Source organism: Polaribacter sp. Hel1_85 (genome assembly GCF_000766795.1).
Lineage (GTDB): Bacteria > Bacteroidota > Bacteroidia > Flavobacteriales > Flavobacteriaceae > Polaribacter.
In genome coordinates this window covers 754,573-772,356 of the sequence record NZ_JPDS01000001.1, presented here as the reverse complement: position 1 = coordinate 772,356, position 17,784 = coordinate 754,573, and the positions used below count along the sequence as shown (strand labels likewise).

Annotated in this window: 10 protein-coding genes and 1 pseudogene; 7 read left to right on the top strand and 4 right to left on the bottom strand. The window is 28.4% G+C overall.

What is annotated here, in order from left to right:
• Positions 1-259: 259 nt before the first annotated feature.
• The 4 genes from PHEL85_RS03370 to PHEL85_RS03350 form a co-directional block, all read right to left on the bottom strand.
• Positions 260-1,606, bottom strand: a complete 1,347-nt coding sequence (locus PHEL85_RS03370; protein ID WP_036821007.1) for a polysaccharide lyase family 7 protein — start codon at positions 1,604-1,606, stop codon at positions 260-262.
• A gap of 569 nt (positions 1,607-2,175) precedes the next feature.
• Entirely contained in the window at positions 2,176-3,111 is a 936-nt protein-coding gene (locus tag PHEL85_RS03360; RefSeq protein ID WP_036821002.1) for a transglutaminase N-terminal domain-containing protein, read from the bottom strand.
• A 2-nt stretch (positions 3,112-3,113) separates the two neighbouring features.
• Positions 3,114-5,651 (bottom strand): circularly permuted type 2 ATP-grasp protein, encoded by a 2,538-nt coding sequence (locus PHEL85_RS03355; RefSeq protein WP_235318225.1) that lies wholly within the window; start codon positions 5,649-5,651, stop codon positions 3,114-3,116.
• 29 nt (positions 5,652-5,680) lie between these two features.
• Positions 5,681-9,028, bottom strand: a complete 3,348-nt coding sequence (locus PHEL85_RS03350; protein WP_036820998.1) for a DUF2126 domain-containing protein — start codon at positions 9,026-9,028, stop codon at positions 5,681-5,683.
• A gap of 370 nt (positions 9,029-9,398) precedes the next feature.
• Between PHEL85_RS03350 and PHEL85_RS03345 the strand changes: the two genes are divergently transcribed.
• The 7 genes and pseudogenes from PHEL85_RS03345 (at position 9,399) to PHEL85_RS03315 (ending at position 17,773) form a co-directional block, all read left to right on the top strand.
• Positions 9,399-10,865: a circularly permuted type 2 ATP-grasp protein gene (locus tag PHEL85_RS03345; RefSeq protein WP_036823061.1), complete on the top strand. Its 1,467-nt coding sequence runs from the start codon at positions 9,399-9,401 to the stop codon at positions 10,863-10,865.
• Positions 10,866-10,875: 10 nt separating this feature from the next.
• Positions 10,876-11,826 (top strand): alpha-E domain-containing protein, encoded by a 951-nt coding sequence (locus tag PHEL85_RS03340; RefSeq protein ID WP_036820995.1) that lies wholly within the window; start codon positions 10,876-10,878, stop codon positions 11,824-11,826.
• A gap of 118 nt (positions 11,827-11,944) precedes the next feature.
• Positions 11,945-12,832, top strand: a complete 888-nt coding sequence (locus tag PHEL85_RS03335; RefSeq protein ID WP_036820992.1) for an EamA family transporter — start codon at positions 11,945-11,947, stop codon at positions 12,830-12,832.
• A gap of 9 nt (positions 12,833-12,841) precedes the next feature.
• Positions 12,842-14,152, top strand: coding sequence for an MFS transporter (locus PHEL85_RS03330; protein WP_036820989.1), 1,311 nt, complete (start codon positions 12,842-12,844; stop codon positions 14,150-14,152).
• Positions 14,153-14,369: 217 nt separating this feature from the next.
• Positions 14,370-16,268: a hypothetical protein gene (locus PHEL85_RS03325; protein WP_036820987.1), complete on the top strand. Its 1,899-nt coding sequence runs from the start codon at positions 14,370-14,372 to the stop codon at positions 16,266-16,268.
• Between the two features lie 13 nt (positions 16,269-16,281).
• Positions 16,282-16,667: pseudogene (locus PHEL85_RS03320) on the top strand (acyl-CoA thioesterase).
• 206 nt (positions 16,668-16,873) lie between these two features.
• A complete protein-coding gene (locus tag PHEL85_RS03315; protein ID WP_036820983.1) occupies positions 16,874-17,773 on the top strand; it encodes a cation diffusion facilitator family transporter in 900 nt (299 codons plus the stop codon).
• Positions 17,774-17,784 lie beyond the last annotated feature (11 nt).

The window sequence follows — 17,784 nt, the reverse complement described above, 5'->3', positions numbered from 1 at the left end:
TCAAAACAATATTTCGTGTTTTTTTATTTTTTAAACCCAAATGGCTCAACATGTCATAAAAGGTTTAAATACTTATTAGGATGAAGAATTAAACAAAATTATAGTTTTATTACTACTTTAGAAGATGTTATTGATTCTCTTTAAAAGAGATTGAAGCTTAATTTAAAAGGAAGACAGAAATTATATTGCATGAAAAAGCAGGAGATTTTCTCCTGCTTTTATAATTGTATTTAGAATATTGTTTATTTGTATTTAAATTTTAATGAGAAACTGTTAAGTTTTTCATTCCAACAAGTCCATAAGAACCGTTAAAACTACCTTCCTGTACAGATTGTAAATAGTTACCAGCTTTAAAATAACTACCATTACCTGCAGTATTCAAAGTTCTTCCAAACACTTCGCTTCCATTTATTTTAACAGAAACTCTATCGTTACTGAAAATTAGTTGTACATCATACGAAGTATCTAAAGAATACCCAGAATAACTTTCACTACCACCACCTTGTGTTTCGGTAATGTATCCACTAATTTTTAATTTTACAGAACCACTTGTTTGACCAGCAGATCCATCAAATTGTAGACGTATTAAATCATCTACTTCAACACCATCACTATTTGTTCCACTAGGACCATGAATTTGTCCAAAACATACAGTTCCAGTAGTTCTGTCTTCATTATCATCAGAATCATAACCAATAGGTAATTGATCGACTCTTACTGTAAATGACATTGTATGAGTTCCATTATCTCCATTCCAACTAGCATTACTTCCATTAGTACGTTCACGTAATTCAACTCTAGGGTTTCCAGAATTTGCAGAACCACCTAAACCACGGTAACATTTAAAATATGCCCACCCATTACTTTCGTAAAAATAATTACTGTTACTCCAAGTAGAAATATTACCATTTACTTGATTCATTACATCATCATAATAAGTTGCTGAAGAACTAGGTGTTGCAGTAAATCCATTTAATTTCCATTCACTATTATCAATACCTAATACTCCTCCTGGTGTACTACTATTGCCACCTCCTGATGTACTTTCTGTACCCCAAACTTCAATTTCTTCTATGTCACTAAAGCCATTTGAAGTATTACCAGTACACATAACACGTAAATATCTATTAGTGCTATTTGTTAAGTCATAATCTACTAAAGCATTGGAGTTACCAGGGCTGGTTTTGCTACCAACTTGTGTCCAAGATCCAGAAGTAGAATTTCTAACATGAAAATACATTTTATATTGTCTATTAGATCCTGCATGATGCGCAACTTTTACATAGTCTATCAATTTGCTTGATCCTAAGTCTAAGTATAAGTATACTGTTCCATTTGCTGTCCACCTTGTATTTAAGCTACCATCTATTGCTTTAGAAGCAGCATATGTAGAGCTATGACTTGCACTAGCTGAGACTGAACTAATTGAAAGTTCTACAGAACTCGAAGATTTTGCTAATAAATTTGAATTTAATGATTCTTTCTGATCTATTAAAAAAGTTTCTTCTTCTAAAATAGATGAATCATCTCTAGAGCAACTTGTAAAAAGTAAAAAAGTAAAAGATAGTAATAAATATACTGTTTTTTTAAAATTTAATAATTTCATAATTTCATTTTTTAGGGTTTAATGTTAATTATTCTAAATACAATTATTATTTATTTTTGGTTATCCAGTTTGGTTATCCAATCTGGTTTTCCAAATATAGTAATAAATTAATAAACATTTAACATTTAATTTAGTAATTTGTAATTAAAATTGGTTTTTAATTATGAATTTATGATTAAAGAGTTCTCTAGAATAGAAAAACGTGATGTTTTTATGATTAAAAGACAATTAAACATTACAAGAAAAATAGAAGTGATTACTTTTTTATTAAGGACTTATTTTTATAATAAAAGAGTTAATAGTAAGACAGAAATAGGATGTTTTATATTTCTATTTAGTTTTTTTGAAGTTTAAACACAAACTTATTTAGTAATTAAGTCGTTTTTTCTTTAAAATTCTGAATATTTACACAAACATTTTTATAACTGGATAGTACCAAAATGATAGTGTGTATTTAATTTTGAAACAAACAATTTCTAATGTAATCTATTACAGCTTTAAAATTATCAGAAAATATTTTAACTAAGTGTTTAGCTTTAATGAAACAATATTTTTTTTAGAAAATATTATTATTGTTGCTGCTGTTGCTGCTGTTGATGTTGTTGCTGTTTTGTGTTTTTAGCAGGTCTAATATCTACAGATACTTTCATTTTACTGTTTCCAGATCCATAAAGTACACCTTTTAAAGGTGGAACATCGTAGTAATCTCGTCCATAAGAAACTGTAATGTGTTGGTTTTTTGGAATTTGATTGTTTGTAGGGTCAAAATCAACCCAACCAAATTTTGGTATATAAACAGAAAACCAAGCATGAGAAGCATCAGTACCCACTAATTTTTCTTTTCCTGGAGGTGGTAAAGTTTCAATATATCCACTAACATATCTTGCAGGTAAGCCAACAGATCGTAAACAGGCAATTCCTATTTGAGCAAAATCTTGGCAAACTCCTTTTTTAGCTTTCATAACTTCCTCTAGCGGAGTTGCAATTGTACTAAAATGAGAATCGAAAGTAAAATCTTTAAAAATACGTTCCATTAATTCATTTGTAGCTTCAAAAATTGATCTTTCTGGTTGTAAAGAAATTTCTGCATATTCTTTAATTTCTGAAGAAATAGATTTTATAAATTGTGAGTCTAAAGTAAATTCATAAACCGATAATGTTTCCTCAGTTCCTTTTTTAAATTCATTTAAAGCATCTTTTATTGTAGTCTTTTTACAAATTTCTGAAGTAAAAATATTAGGCTGTAAATCAAAATTACGTTCAACGAGACTAGTTGCAGTTACAACAAGTTTGTTATGTGATTGCTCTATAGAAAACCTAGAAATTGTATTGTTAAAGAAATCGATATCTTCTTCAAGGTAAGTAGGAAAAGGTTGTATTTCTAAAGAATAGTCAATAAGTTGTTGACCCAAAAAATCTCTGGGTTTTAAGATTGCTATATTATGGCAATAGGTAATTGCCTCATCATAATCATAACTAGTAGTGTGAATAATCGAATACAACATTATTAAACGTTTTTTTGATGAACCAATTGTCTTTGTTGGTCTGAATGATTAAAATATGTATTTGTAACTGATAACGATGTTTTATGAATTAACGTGCTAAGTTTAGCTAATAATTCATCTAGCGCTATTCTAGTAAATTTATTGTTATCTATTTTTGAAATGTTCTTAGAATTAACATTTTCTATCAAATCACAAGCTTCTTTTATTGCTAGGTAAGAAGTTGTAAGTTCTATATTTTGATTTTTATCTGGTAATTTAGAGATGTCTTTTCTAATTCTATTTAATTGATACTTTAATGATCGAGAATATGATTTATCTAAAAGAATAAGATTGATTACATTTTCTATGTTTAAATACGATTTAAAACTATATCTATAAATATTTAAACTCTCATTGCTATCTAGAAGAGATTCTAGGATTTCATATTCTGTTTGTTCTTCATTTTTTACTACTAAAAGTGCTCTAGATTTATCAATATTCATCGTTGCTTGTTCCATTTGCAAACCAATAAAGTAGAGTAGAAGTCCTTGTTCTACCAAAATGCTTTCTTCAATTAATCCCATAAATGCAATTAATTTGGTAATAATGCTATCTAGTAACTGTATAATACTTTTTATATTCTGATGTTTTTCAGGTTTAAAACTGATCCATTGTTTAGTTATAGAATCAAAAACACGCCACATATCTTTAGACCACAAATTTCGTAAAGAAAAATAAGAATTTGAGAAAGATTGAATTCCATTTGCAAGACTACCAAACTCATTTTTATCAAATAAAGCTTTTGCAATTTCTTTTAATGGATCTTTAAAAGCAGCTTCTTTATTTTTGCCTGTAAATCCAGGGAATATGGAAGTTAAATGCGTTATTGATTGAAATAAAATATGTAAACTTTCTGGGTTAGAGTCTTGTTTACTAAAATCAGAATCGGCCATTTGATTTAATACCATTCTAATATATCTAGCAGTAACTAGTGTTCTTGCTAAATATCTTCCAGACCAAAATAAATTTTCAGCAGTATTACTTGGCAAATTTTCTATTCCTGCAAGTGTATTTGCAGAAGAATTATGCCAGTGATAACGTTGGTTATGTGGTTGTTCTTTAGTTGTAGAATTTGTAATCCAAAAATCTTTACTTGTACCACCTCGTTGGTTAGATACTCTTAACTCTTCTCTTTCTGCAGCAACTCTTACTAAACCACCAGGCATAATACTATAAGTTTCATTTTTTGCAACTGCAAAAGTTCTGCAAACAACTTTTCTAGGTTCTAAACCTTTAGATGTAAAATTAGGTGCTGTTGAAAATGATATGTTTTCTTGAGCCACAAAATGATAAGGTTTTTCTAAAATTTGTTTTTTTAATGATTCTAATTCATCCTCATTAAGTAATTCGCAAAAATAAATATGTTCTCTATTTGTTCTATCTATTGGTTTTACAACAAATTTTGTAAGGTTTTCTAATACAAAATTTCTTTCTTTTTCTTGACCACACCACCAAGAAGCTATTTGTGGAAGAATTAGATCTTCTTTTAAAAAATATTTACAAATTGAATTCATAAAAGGAATTAGACCAGGGTTTTCTAAAACACCACTTCCAATTGGGTTAAGGATACTAACATTTTTCTTTCTAACAGCATTTAATAATCCAGCAACACCTAAATAAGAGTCTCCTTTTAATTCTAAAGGATCTGTATATGCTCCATCTACGCGTCTTAGAATTACATCAACTTGTATTAATCCTTTTAAAGTTTTAATATATACTTTATTACTTCTAATAACTAAATCATTTCCTTTTACTAATGGATACCCTAAGTAAGAAGATAAATAAGCATGCTCAAAATAGGTTTCATTATGCGGGCCAGGAGTAAGAATAACTATAGTTGGATTCTCTTTGTTGTTAGGTGCAGCATCTATTAATAACTGGTGAAAATCTTTAAAAAAGCTAAAAGGTTGTTCTATATGAATATCCTTAAATAATTCTGGAGCAGAACGTCTTGCAGAAAATCTATTTTCTAAAGAATATCCTAGTCCTGATGGGGCTTCTGTACGATCATTAACAACCCACATTCTACCATCTGGACCACGAGCTAAATCTGCTGAATGAATTAATAGGTTTTTAGTAGTATTGTATTTTATTTGATCACAATTTCTTAAAAAACCACGATGAGAATAAATGATTTCTGGTGGAATGATTTTATTTTTGATAAGTTCTCTTTTACCATAAATATCATTCAAAATTAAATTTAATAATTCTGCACGTTGTTTCAATCCTTTTTCTATTGATTTCCATTCTTGTTGCTCAATAATAAAAGGAATAATATTTAAACTCCAAGGTCTATTTAATCCTTTAGGATCATTATAAACATTGTAGGTAACTCCGTTTTCTGCAAGTAACCAATCTATTTGTTTTTGTTTTTCAGAAAGTTCTTCTATTCCAATTGTAGAGAAATTATTTAATAACTTCTCCCAACTAGGATTTATGGTCATATCAGATTTTAAAACTTCATCATAGTCTTCAAAATCATTGAAATATTTTTCAAACAAATTTTTAACGGGCATAAATATTTAGGAAATTATTTTTTCAATCTCAAATCTAAAGTATTCGGAAATTCTGGGTTTTTAGGTATTTCTTGATATCTAAAATGTTTTGAACTTCCTTGTTCTTTTACATTTGTTTCTCGTTCAACTATTTTTTTATTGTCTTCATTCTTTTCTTCATCAACAATATCTATTTTTCCTTGAGAATGGTTAAAATCCCAAAAACGATTAATTCTTCTAGATTCTGCCTCAAAACTATTAATAGGGTATGTGTCATAAGAACGACCTCCAGGATGTGTAACATAATAGGTACAACCTCCAATAGAACGTCTGTTCCAAGTATCTACAATATCAAATACCAATGGCGTATCTTCATTAATTGTTGGGTGTAAAGCAGAATAAGGATTCCAAGCTTTATATCGAACTCCAGCAACAAATTCTCCTTTTACACCAGTGTTTTTTAATTGTACTTTTACACCGTTGCAAGTTAAGACAAATCTTTCTTCTGAGAAATTATTTACTTTAACTTGTAGCTTTTCTACAGACGAATCTACATATCTAGCGGTTCCACCACCTGTCATTTCTTCTCCTAAAACATTCCAAGGTTCTATACCTGCTCTTAATTCTACATCTATATTGTTAATTTTTACCATTCCATGTAATGGAAAACGGAATTCAAAAAATGGATTAAACCATTCTTCTTTAAAAGCATAACCTGCTTTGTTTAATTGAGTAACAATATCTTTAATATCTTCTCTTACATAGTGTTCTAGCAAAAATTTATCGTGTAAAGAAGTTCCCCAACGAACTAATTTGTGTTCGTAAGGTTTTTTCCAAAACCAAGAAACTAAAGTTCTAACCAATAAGTTCTGTAGTAAACTCATTTGTGCGTGAGGAGGCATATCAAAACCTCTTAATTCTAATATTCCTAATCTTCCTGTAGATGAATCAGGAGAATATAATTTATCAATACAAAATTCTGCACGATGTGTATTTCCGGTTAAATCTGTAAGTAAATGTCTAAATAAACGATCTGTCAACCAAAAAGGAACTTCTCCCTCTTTTGGAATTTGACTAAAAGCAATCTCTAATTCATATAAATTATCTTGTCTTGCTTCATCAACTCTTGGAGCTTGACTTGTAGGTCCAATAAAAGCACCAGAAAATAAATAAGAAAGTCCTGGGTGATGTTGCCAAAAAGTAAGTAAACTTCTAAGTAAATCTGGTCTTCTAAGTAACGGACTGTCTTTTGGGGTAACTCCACCTAAAGTAACATGATTTCCACCACCTGTACCAGTGTGTTTTCCATCAATCATAAATTTTTCTGTACCTAATCTAGCTTTTTTTGCTTCATTATAGATGGTAAAAGTTGTATCCATTAATTGTTGCCAATTATGAGATGGATGAATATTTACTTCAATAACACCTGGATCTGGAGTTATTTTCATGGACTCAAGCCTATTATCATGCGGAGGACCGTAACCTTCTAAAATTATAGGAATGTTTAATTCTTCTGCAGTTGCTTCAATAGAAGCTAATAAATCTAAATAAGAGTCTGCATCTTCTAAAGGAGGTAGAAATAAGTGTAATTTTTCTTCTCTAACTTCAGCACAAAGTGCAGTTCTTACAAAATAGTTTGGTAAATTTTTATTAATACCTTCTTGTAAAACGGTTTCATGTCTTTTGGCAACCATTCTCCTAAAACTTGGTAAACGTTTCTTTTTCTCAAAAAGGTCTGGTTCATATATAGGAAAAATTTCGTGCTCTGGTTTTGATGCTAATGAATCTAAAGGAAGTCTTAATCCTAAGGGAGAATTCCCTGGGGTTAGATAAATATAATTCCTTCTAAATTTCCACTCACTAGAAAACCAATTATCGGCTGTTTTATTTAGAGGTAATACATAACCTACAGGGTTAGATGTTCCGTCTTCTAAAATCTCTTTCAACTTTTTTTCTGCTAAAGAACTGTCTTTGTCTTCACCAGGGTTTATATCTATAGGAAGTTTACCTTGTTCCCATAAAAAATAAAATGCGTCTTCATAAGTAGGTGTAATATGATTTTTGGTAATTGCTAAATAAGTAGTTAAAGTTTCTAAAAAGAGTTTGTCTGTTCCTTTCTCTATTTTTTTAGAACCTCCAATGGCAGCTAATAAATTAGGATTAAACCATATTTTTCTTTCATCTTTTCTCCAACATAATTCAGTAGACCATCTTGGTAACGGTTCACCTGGATACCATTTTCCTTGTGCATGGTGTAAAAAACCACCTTCACCAATAGTATTTAATAATCTTTTTGATAAATCTGCAGCTCGTTCTCTTTTTTCAGGGCCATCTGCATCTGTATTCCATTGTGCAGATTCCATGTCATCAATAGAAACAAAAGTTGGTTCACCTCCCATAGTAAGTCGAACATCATTTTTTTGCAACTGTTTTTCTACTTTATAACCTAATTTTTCAATTGCATTCCATTGCTCTTCTGTATATGGTTTTGTAACTCTTGGAGATTCAAAAATTCTTTCTACAGAATTTTCAAATTCAAAAGTGGTTTCACATTTATCAGACATTCCAGAAACAGGAGCTGCACTTTCAAAAGTAGGTGTACAAGCTAACGGAATATGTCCTTCACCAGCTAATAATCCTGATGTTGCATCAAAACCAATCCAACCAGCACCAGGCAAATATACCTCTGCCCAAGCATGTAAATCTGTAAAATCTTGTTCTGGTCCAGAAGGACCATCTAAAGATTTTTCATCAGACTTTAATTGCACTAAATAACCAGAAACAAAACGAGCACCAAAACCTAAATGGCGTAAGGTTTGTACAAATAACCAAGCAAAATCTCTACAAGAACCTGTTTTTTTGTATAAAGTTTCTTCACAACTTTGTACTCCAGGTTCCATACGAATATTATAATTTAAAAAATCGTATATTTTTTGATTAATATCTATTAAAAAATAAATAGTTTTTCTTGGAGTATAATCGATTGTTTTTATAAATTCATCAATTAGTTTCCCTTTTTCTGTAATTTCTAAATACGGAACTAGCTCTTTCTTTAGTGTATCTGAATAAGTAAAAGGAAATTCTTCTGCAGATTCTTCAATAAAAAAATCAAAAGGATTTATTGTTTTTAAATCGGCTATAATTTCTACATCTATAGACAATTTTTTTGTTTTTTCTGGAAAAACAACACGGGCTAAATAGTTACCAAAAGGGTCTTGTTGCCAGTTAAAAAAATGATTTTTTGGTTCAATATTTAAAGAATAAGACTCTATTGGGGTTCTACTGTGTGGAGCAGGTCTTAATCTAAAAATATGTGGAGAAAGATTTACCGAACGATCATATATGTATTTTGTTTTATGTGATATTACAACTTTTAGTGCCATAGATTAGTATTGTGTAAGGTTAAATCGAAATGTGAAATTAAATAAATTGTATGGAAATAAACTAAAAAATAATATAGATTTAATTAAAATCCAGCAAAATTTCAATCTTGATTTAACAGTTAATTTTTCTTTTTGATTCATTATTATTGAATCATAATTTTAAACTCATATTATTAATTATTCCGCATTTTTTAATAAGTTTTTTTTAGTATTTCATCAATAATTAGTGTTTTTATAATTATTGATAATTCAATATTATTGTAAATATATGCTATATAATTTAATGTATATGGGTTTGTGTTGAAAATAACTCAATACAATTTATTGTTTGTTGAATTATTTTGTTAATTTTACATTAAAAGGATATAATTTGAAAGCATACACAAAATTGCCCATTTTTTCTACCTATGAATTTGATTCAAGGTTTTATGATGAGATATTTACGAGTAATAAAGAAGTAAGAGAGGTTTATCAAACTTTGTTTAAATTATTTAGTGAATATTCAGTCAATGATTTTGTATCACTAAACGATAAGGCGAAAGACGCTTTTTTTAATCAAGGTATTACATTTCAGGTTTATAGTGATAAAGAGACAAAAGAAAAGATATTTCCATTTGATTTATTTCCTAGAATTATTGGTAATGATGAATGGGTAAAATTAGAAGCTGGAGCCTTACAAAGAAGTAAAGCTCTCAACTTATTTTTATGGGATTTATATCATGATCAAAAAATAATAAAGCAAGGTATTGTTCCTATGGATCTTATTAGTTCTTCTGTGAACTACTTAAAACAAATGAAAGGATTTAATCCTCCAGGAGGTATTTATAACCATGTTTCAGGTACAGATTTAATTAAACACTCTGATGGAGAATATTATGTGTTAGAAGATAATATAAGATGCCCTTCTGGTGTTAGTTATGTAGTTGGTAATAGAGAAGCATTAAAGCGAACTTTGTTTGGTGTTTTTAATCATTACAAATCTCATAATGTTTCTGATTATGGTCAAAATCTATTAGAAATTATAGAGTCTGTAAAGCCTAAAGGTGTAGATGTTCCTAAATGTGTTGTTTTAACACCAGGGGTTTATAATTCTGCTTATTATGAACATTCATTTCTGGCAAAACAAATGGGAGTTGAGTTAGTAGAAGGACGAGATTTATTTATTGAAAATGATTTTGTCTATATGAAAACGATTAAAGGTTTAGAGAGGGTTGATGTCATTTATAGAAGAATAGATGATGATTATATAGATCCTCTAGTATTTAAACCTGATTCAGTCTTAGGTGTTCCGGGTATATTTAATTCTTATATTAAGGGTAAGGTCTGTTTAGTTAATGCTCCAGGTACAGGTGTAGCAGATGACAAAGCTGTTTACACCTATATGCCACAAATTATAAAATATTACTTAGATGAAGAGCCAATACTTAATAATGTACATACATATCATTGCAGTAGGCCAGATGAATTAAAATATGTGCTTGAAAACATTGATAAATTAGTAGTAAAACCAGTTGATGAATCTGGTGGTTATGGTATATCTATAGGAAATAAATTGACTAAAGAAGAAATTGAAAAAGTAAAAATCACAATTAAAGAAAGTCCTAGAAAGTACATTGCACAGCCCATCATGTCTCTTTCTACACATGCCACTTATATAGAGGATGAAAATTCTTTTGAGCCAAGACATGTAGATTTAAGAACTTTTACTTTACTGGGTAAAGACAAAGATTTTGTGTTAAAAGGAGGTTTAACAAGGGTAGCACTCAAAAGAGGTAATTTAATTGTAAATTCTTCTCAAGGAGGTGGTTCTAAAGATACTTGGGTGTTAAAAAAATAAATAAAATTCTATGTTAGCAAGAGTAGCCAATAACCTTTTTTGGATGGGACGTTATTTAGAACGTTCTGAACATATTGCAAGGTATTTAAATGTAAATTATTTTTCTTCTTTAGATGCTCCTAATGAATTGGCACAATCTAGAGAGTTTGTGTTGCGTTCTATGTTGTTTGTCGCAGATGAAGAGGAATTAAAACTTGAAAAACCAATAAATGAAAGGGATGTTTTGTTTGATATTGGATTGAATCCAGAAAAACATTATTCAATTTTAAGTTCTATTAGCAATGCACAGCAAAATGCAAATGGTGCAAGAGATTTAATATCAACAGAATTATACGAATCGATAAATATTCTAAATAGAACGGTTAAAAATTATTCTGCGGAGCGTTTTGTTAAAAGTGGATTGTTTGAATTTACAAATTTAATTACATCAAATATAGCATCTTTACGTACTAAAATAAGAGCAACACTATTACATGATGAAGTTTATGCAATTATTATGCTAGGTATTTATATAGAAAGAGCAAACCAAGTGATTAGAATAATAAATTCTAAATACAATGATGCTCTTATTGAAAAAGTAAATTTTGACACACCTGTAAAAACTAGTTTTGAATGGACAATACTTTTAAAATGTATAGAAACATATGATATGATGAGAAGGTACTATAGAAAACCACCTTCTAGTCATAATGTTTTAGAATTTTTAATATTAAATACAGATTGTCCTAGATCTATAATGAATTCTTTAAATAATATAAAATATTACATGAGTTTTTTAACTAAAGAAGAATATCCTCATAAAGATTCAGCAGCTTTTTTAATTGGTAAATTATCTTGTGAATATCGTTATAAAACAATTGAAGATTTTCAAGAAGATTTAAAAGAATTTATAGAAAATTTAGTAGACGATTTGTCACTTGTAGGTGAAAAAATGGATAAGGATTACTTTAGTTTATATTAATTATTTTTATTAAAAAATAATCATTTATAAACTCTTATTATTTTTAGATAATAATTAGTTTTAACTGGTTGTTTTATTTAAATAATGCTTAAGATTGCACAAGTAAACATAAGTATTCATGAAGAATTCTAAACTGTTAATAATCTTATCTTTTATCTCAATTTATGTCATTTGGGGTTCTACTTATTTATTTAATAAAATTGCAGTTTCAGAATTACCTCCATTTTTTATAGCAGGAATTCGTTTTTCAACTGCAGGAGTTTTAATGTTACTTTTAGCAATACTTTTAAAACACAACTTATCAATTTCTAAAAAGCAACTTTTAAATTCAAGTATCGCTGCTTTCTTTTTTCTAATTTATGGAAATGGTGTTTTTGTTTGGGCTTTAAAATATGTTGATAGTGGTTTTGGAGCTTTATTAGCATCAACACAACCTTTATTTGTATTGTTTTTGTTAAGACTAATTGATAGAAAACCTTTTCAGAGAAAATCAATGATAGGCGTTGTTTTAGGTCTTTTTGGCATGTATTTATTAGTAAGTCAGCAAGAATTAACGACTTCTGAAGGTAGTTTACTTGGTGTTTTTATGATACTAACTTGTGTATTAAGTTGGAGTTATGGTAGTGTTTTTGTATCAAAAGTAAATTTACCTAAAAGTTTTATGGTAAGTACAGGGTATCAAATGTTAGTTGCTGGTTCTATTTTGTTATTAGTAAGTTTAAGTTTTAATGAAGTATGGGTTTCTCCTTTAAATTGGAGTACTAATGTTCAGATATCGATGATAATACTGATTATTTTTGGAGGTATTATTGCTTTTACAGCATTTAATTATTTGTTAAAATCTGTATCTCCAGAAAAAGTTGCTACTTCTGCTTATGTAAACCCTGTTATCGCATTGTTTATGGGTTGGTATTTTTTAGGTGAAAACCTTACTACACAATCTATTTTGGCTTCAATAATTTTATTAACCGGAGTTTATTTTATTACTTCTAGAAAAAGAAAATAATACAAACCAATGAATCCTAATAAACTCTCTTTTGTAAATCCTAAAAAATGGCCTTTTTTCTATGGATATGTAGTTTTAATCTTTGGAAGTATTGGTGTTTTATTCAGTATTCCAGGGCAAACAGTAGGAGTTTCTGTTTTTACAGACCCTGTAAAAGATGCTTTAGGTTTAACAAGAAATCAGTTTAGTAATGCATATTTAATTGGGACTTTGTTAAGTGCTTTTTTTGTTACCAAAGCTGGTAGATTGTTCGATAGATTTGGAGCAAGGTTTGTTGCTTTTTTTGCGGCTTTTTTTTTAGGAATAGCATTAATTATTTTTTCTTACTCAGAAGGAATTAGTGATAGTATTAAGTCAGGTTTCAATACTAAATCTTGGTTTATTCCTTTTGTATTACTTTGTTTATTGTTCTTTTTGGTTCGTTTTTGCGGACAAGGAGTACTTACAATGTCTTCTAGAAATATGGTGATGATGTGGTTTGATAAGAACCGAGGAAAAGTAAATTCTATAAGTAGTATTGCTGTTTCATTAGGTTTTTCAAGCTCACCAATTCTATTTAATTATTTAATAGATGAAAATGGTTGGGAGGTAAGTTGGCAAATTTTAGCAGTTTGTTTATTTATTTTTAGTTTTTTAATACTTCAGTTTTATAGAAATAAACCAGAAGATTTTGGCTTAATCCCTGATGGTTTTCTATCAAAAAAGAAAAAGAAGAAAAAAAGAGTAGAAATTATTGAAGTAAATTTTACATTAGAAGAAGCAAAAAAAACAAGAGCTTTTTGGATGTTTGGTTTAGCTTTAGCTTTTAATAGTTTTTTTAGTACAGGTTTTACATTTCATGTAGTTTCAATATTTAAGACCCAAGGTTATGAGAAAACTGAAGCAATTGCTGTTTTTTTGCCTATTTCTATCATTGCAATTTCAGTTTCTACATTGGCTAATATTTTAAGCGATTATATTCAGCATAAAATATATCTTTTTATCATGATTTTTAGTGGAATTATAGCTTCTGTTGGTTTATTAATTTTAGATGATACAATTGGAATTTATTTGTTAATTATTGGTTTAGGAATATTTAGTGGTCTTTTTGCGGTTGTAAATGCTGTAACATGGCCACGTTATTTTGGGAGAGATTTTTTAGGAGCAATTACAGGGAAAGTAATGAGTTTTTTAGTTATAGCAAGTGCATTAGCGCCAAGTTTGTTTAGTTATTGTTTTACAAGTTTTGGAAGCTATAGCTACATTAGCTATATTTTATTACCTTTTTTAGGCTTCATGTTAATTGGTTCTTTATCCTTAAAGAAACCAGAAAAAATATAGTTTATCATATTATTTAATTCAAATACAATAAAAATATAGTATTCATTTTTAAATAGTTATTTATATCTTTCACAATAAATAAAAATCATTGCAAACAACCACGGTTATATATATAGTTCTTGCTTTATTATTGAGTCTTTCAATAGCATTCTTTCAATATTTTTATAAAGTAAAAAAGAAGCATAAAATCAATATTTTACTATTTGTATTAAAGACTTTGAGTCTATTTTTATTGATTTTGTTGTTGATAAACCCAACAATTAAGAAAACTGAAAACCAAAATACAAAACCTGTCTTAGCGGTTTTGGTTGATAACTCTAAATCCATTCCTTTTTTTAAAGAAACTAGTAATATTGAAGCTTTTTTGCAAGGAATTAAAGATGACAAAGCTTTAAATGATAAATTTGATATTAACGAGTTTACTTTCGGAAGTAAATTAAACCATTTAGACACACTTTCTTATACGGATAATGAAACCAACGTTTCTGAAGCTATTTCTGCTGTAAATCAATTATATGTAGATAAAATTGCACCAATAATTGTATTAACAGACGGAAACCAAACTATTGGTAACGATTATGAGTTTTTAAATGCTGATCAAAAAGTGTATCCAATTGTTTTTGGGGATACAATTCAGTATAAAGATTTAAAAATAAGTCAGTTAAATGTAAATAAGTACAGTTATATTAAGAATAAATTTCCTGTGGAAGTTTTATTGAATTATGAGGGTGAAGAAACTATCACTTCCCGATTTTCAATAATCAAAAAGGGTAAAACTATTTTTACAAAAAAAATACAATTTTCTCCTAGCGATAATTCTAAAACGATTACTACAAATTTAACTTCTACAAAAGAAGGATTGCAATATTATTCTGCCTCAATTCGTGAAGTAGAAGGAGAGAAAAATACTAAAAATAACTATAAGAATTTCTCTGTAGAAGTTATAGATGAACAAACAAAAGTATTGATTTTATATTCTGTATTACATCCAGATATTGGCGTGTTAAAAAAAGCGATAGAAAGTAATAAACAACGTTCTGTAGATCATTATCATATTAATAATAAAAAATTTAATATAAATGATTACCAGTTAGTTATATTGTATAATCCAAACAATTACTTTAACAAAATACTGAGTAAGATAAAATCAGAAAATAGTAACTATTTTTTAGTTTCTGGGGTACAAACAGATTGGAATTTCATTAACAAACAGCAATTAGGGTTTTCAAAAAAGGCAATCAAACAAACAGAAAATTATGGTGCAATTTTTAACTCTTCATTTTTAACTTTTTTACAAAAGGATATTGGTTTTAATCAGTTTTCTCCTCTTAAAAATACTTATGGAGAAGTTGTTATTTCCAAAGAACATCAAACCTTGTTATTTCAAAGTATTAATGGTTTAGAAACAAAGGAACCTTTATTGGCAACATTTGAAGAAAATAATCAAAAATCTGGAGTGTTATTTGGAGAAGGATTATGGAAATGGAGAGCTGCTAGTTTTTTGAACTCAAATTCATTTCAAGATTTTGATGAATTTATTGGAAATTTAGTTCAATATTTAGCTTCTAACAAAAAGAGAAATCGTTTAGAAGTGAATTCAGAAAGTTTATATCCTGCTAATTCAACGATTAACCTATCAGCTTTTTATACGGATAAAAATTATCAGTTTGATGCAAGAGCTTCTTTAGAAATCACGATTACTAATAAAGAAACTAAAAAAGTAACCATAATCCCTTTTTCATTATTTAATAATTCTTATCAAGCTGAAATTGAAGGTCTTGTTTCTGGAGATTATAGTTATAAAGTTGCTGTAAAAGGACAGAACATTAATAAATATGGAAAATTTAAAATAACAGATTACCAAATTGAAGAACAATTTACGAATGCAGATTCTGATAAGCTCTTAAAACTAGCACATAAAACAGGAGGGAAGCTTTATTTTAAAGATCAAGTAGCTCAATTAAAGAAAGACCTTTTAACTAATAAAACGTTTTATACCACACAAAAATCAATTGTTAAAGAGCAAAATTTAATAGATTGGAAATGGATTTTATTTATTGTAATCTCTTTATTTACAATTGAATGGTTTGTGAGAAAATATTACGGTAAGATTTAATACTTATAAATTTATGAAATATCACACAAGAAAATGGGTAAAACCTCAAGATTTAAATCCAAATGGAACATTGTTTGGAGGTAGATTATTAGAGTGGATTGATGAAGAAATGGGTATTTATGCCATAATTCAATTAGAAATTCCTAGAACAGTTACCAAATTTATGTCTGAAATTGATTTTGTAAGTTCTGCAAGATTAGGAGATATTGTAGAAATTGGAATGGGGTTTTAACTTTTGGTAATTCTTCAATTACTTTAAAATGTAGTGTAAGAAACAAACTAACACATAAAACTATTATAGATATAGATAAAATTGTGATGGTTTCTTTAGATGAAAATGGCAATCCTAAAAGTCATGGAAAAACAGAAGTTGAGTACGTAAAAGATAGACTAAAATAATAAATTTTAAAAACTAACATTTTTACTGCGTAATAAAATTATCAATCTATGATTGAAATTTCTTATAGTAATCTCACATTTACAGATATTTAGGCATTCATAGATTGATTTTTATTTTATGCAGTAATTTTATTTAATTTATAGTCTTAAATAAGTCAATTATTTGCATCTTTATATAAAATAATTGGTCTATTTAATAAATACAAATGGAACACCATCACAGTCATTCACATCAGCATAATTCATCCTCAGGAAATATAAAAACTGCTTTTTTTCTGAATTTATTTTTTACCATTATAGAATTTATTGGTGGAGTGTATACAAATAGTTTGGCAATTACTTCTGATGCTATTCATGATTTAGGAGATAGTATTAGTTTAGGGATGGCGTGGTATTTTCAAAATTTATCCGACAGAAAACCAACAAAAACTTACTCTTATGGTTTTAAAAGATTTTCCCTTTTAGGTGCAATTATTAATTCTATTATTTTGTTAGTAGGATCTATTTTTATAATCATAGAAGCAATTCCAAGAATTATTAATCCAGAACATGCAGATGCAAAAGGAATGATGTGGTTTGCAGTTTTAGGGATTTTAGTTAATGGAGCTGCTGTTTTAAAGTTAAGAAAAGGAACATCAATTAATGAAAGAGTAGTTTCTTTACATATGTTAGAAGATGTTTTAGGTTGGGTAGCAGTTTTGATTGCAAGTATTATTATGCAATTTTGGGATGTACCAATTTTAGATCCTATTCTATCTTTATTAATTGCTTCTTTCATTCTTTTTAATGTTTTTAAAAACGGAAAAGAAAGTATTAGAATTATTTTACAAGGAACACCAATTCAAATTTCTTCGGATGAAGTTAGAACTCAGGTTTTAAGTTTTAAGGAAGTAAAAGGTATTCACGATTGTCATTTATGGACAATGGATGGAGAATACAATGTTTTAACAATGCATTTAATAGTTGATGAGAGTTTGACTTGGCAAGAAAGTAAATTGCTTAAAAACAATATAAGAACCCTTTTACATGATGATTTTAGTTTAGAACACGTAACATTAGAATTAGAATTATCAAAAGAAGATTGTGGTTATATAGATTGTGTTTGACAAAGTTATAT

Excerpts from the sequence above, each read along its gene's own strand:
- PHEL85_RS03335 (WP_036820992.1), top strand. The coding sequence starts at position 11,945 with ATGAAGAATTCTAAACTGTTAATAATCTTATCTTTTATCTCAATTTAT.
- PHEL85_RS03330 (WP_036820989.1), top strand. The coding sequence starts at position 12,842 with ATGAATCCTAATAAACTCTCTTTTGTAAATCCTAAAAAATGGCCTTTT.
- PHEL85_RS03360 (WP_036821002.1), bottom strand. The coding sequence starts at position 3,111 with ATGTTGTATTCGATTATTCACACTACTAGTTATGATTATGATGAGGCA.
- PHEL85_RS03350 (WP_036820998.1), bottom strand. The coding sequence starts at position 9,028 with ATGGCACTAAAAGTTGTAATATCACATAAAACAAAATACATATATGAT.
- PHEL85_RS03340 (WP_036820995.1), top strand. The coding sequence starts at position 10,876 with ATGTTAGCAAGAGTAGCCAATAACCTTTTTTGGATGGGACGTTATTTA.
- PHEL85_RS03370 (WP_036821007.1), bottom strand. The coding sequence starts at position 1,606 with ATGAAATTATTAAATTTTAAAAAAACAGTATATTTATTACTATCTTTT.
- PHEL85_RS03315 (WP_036820983.1), top strand. The coding sequence starts at position 16,874 with ATGGAACACCATCACAGTCATTCACATCAGCATAATTCATCCTCAGGA.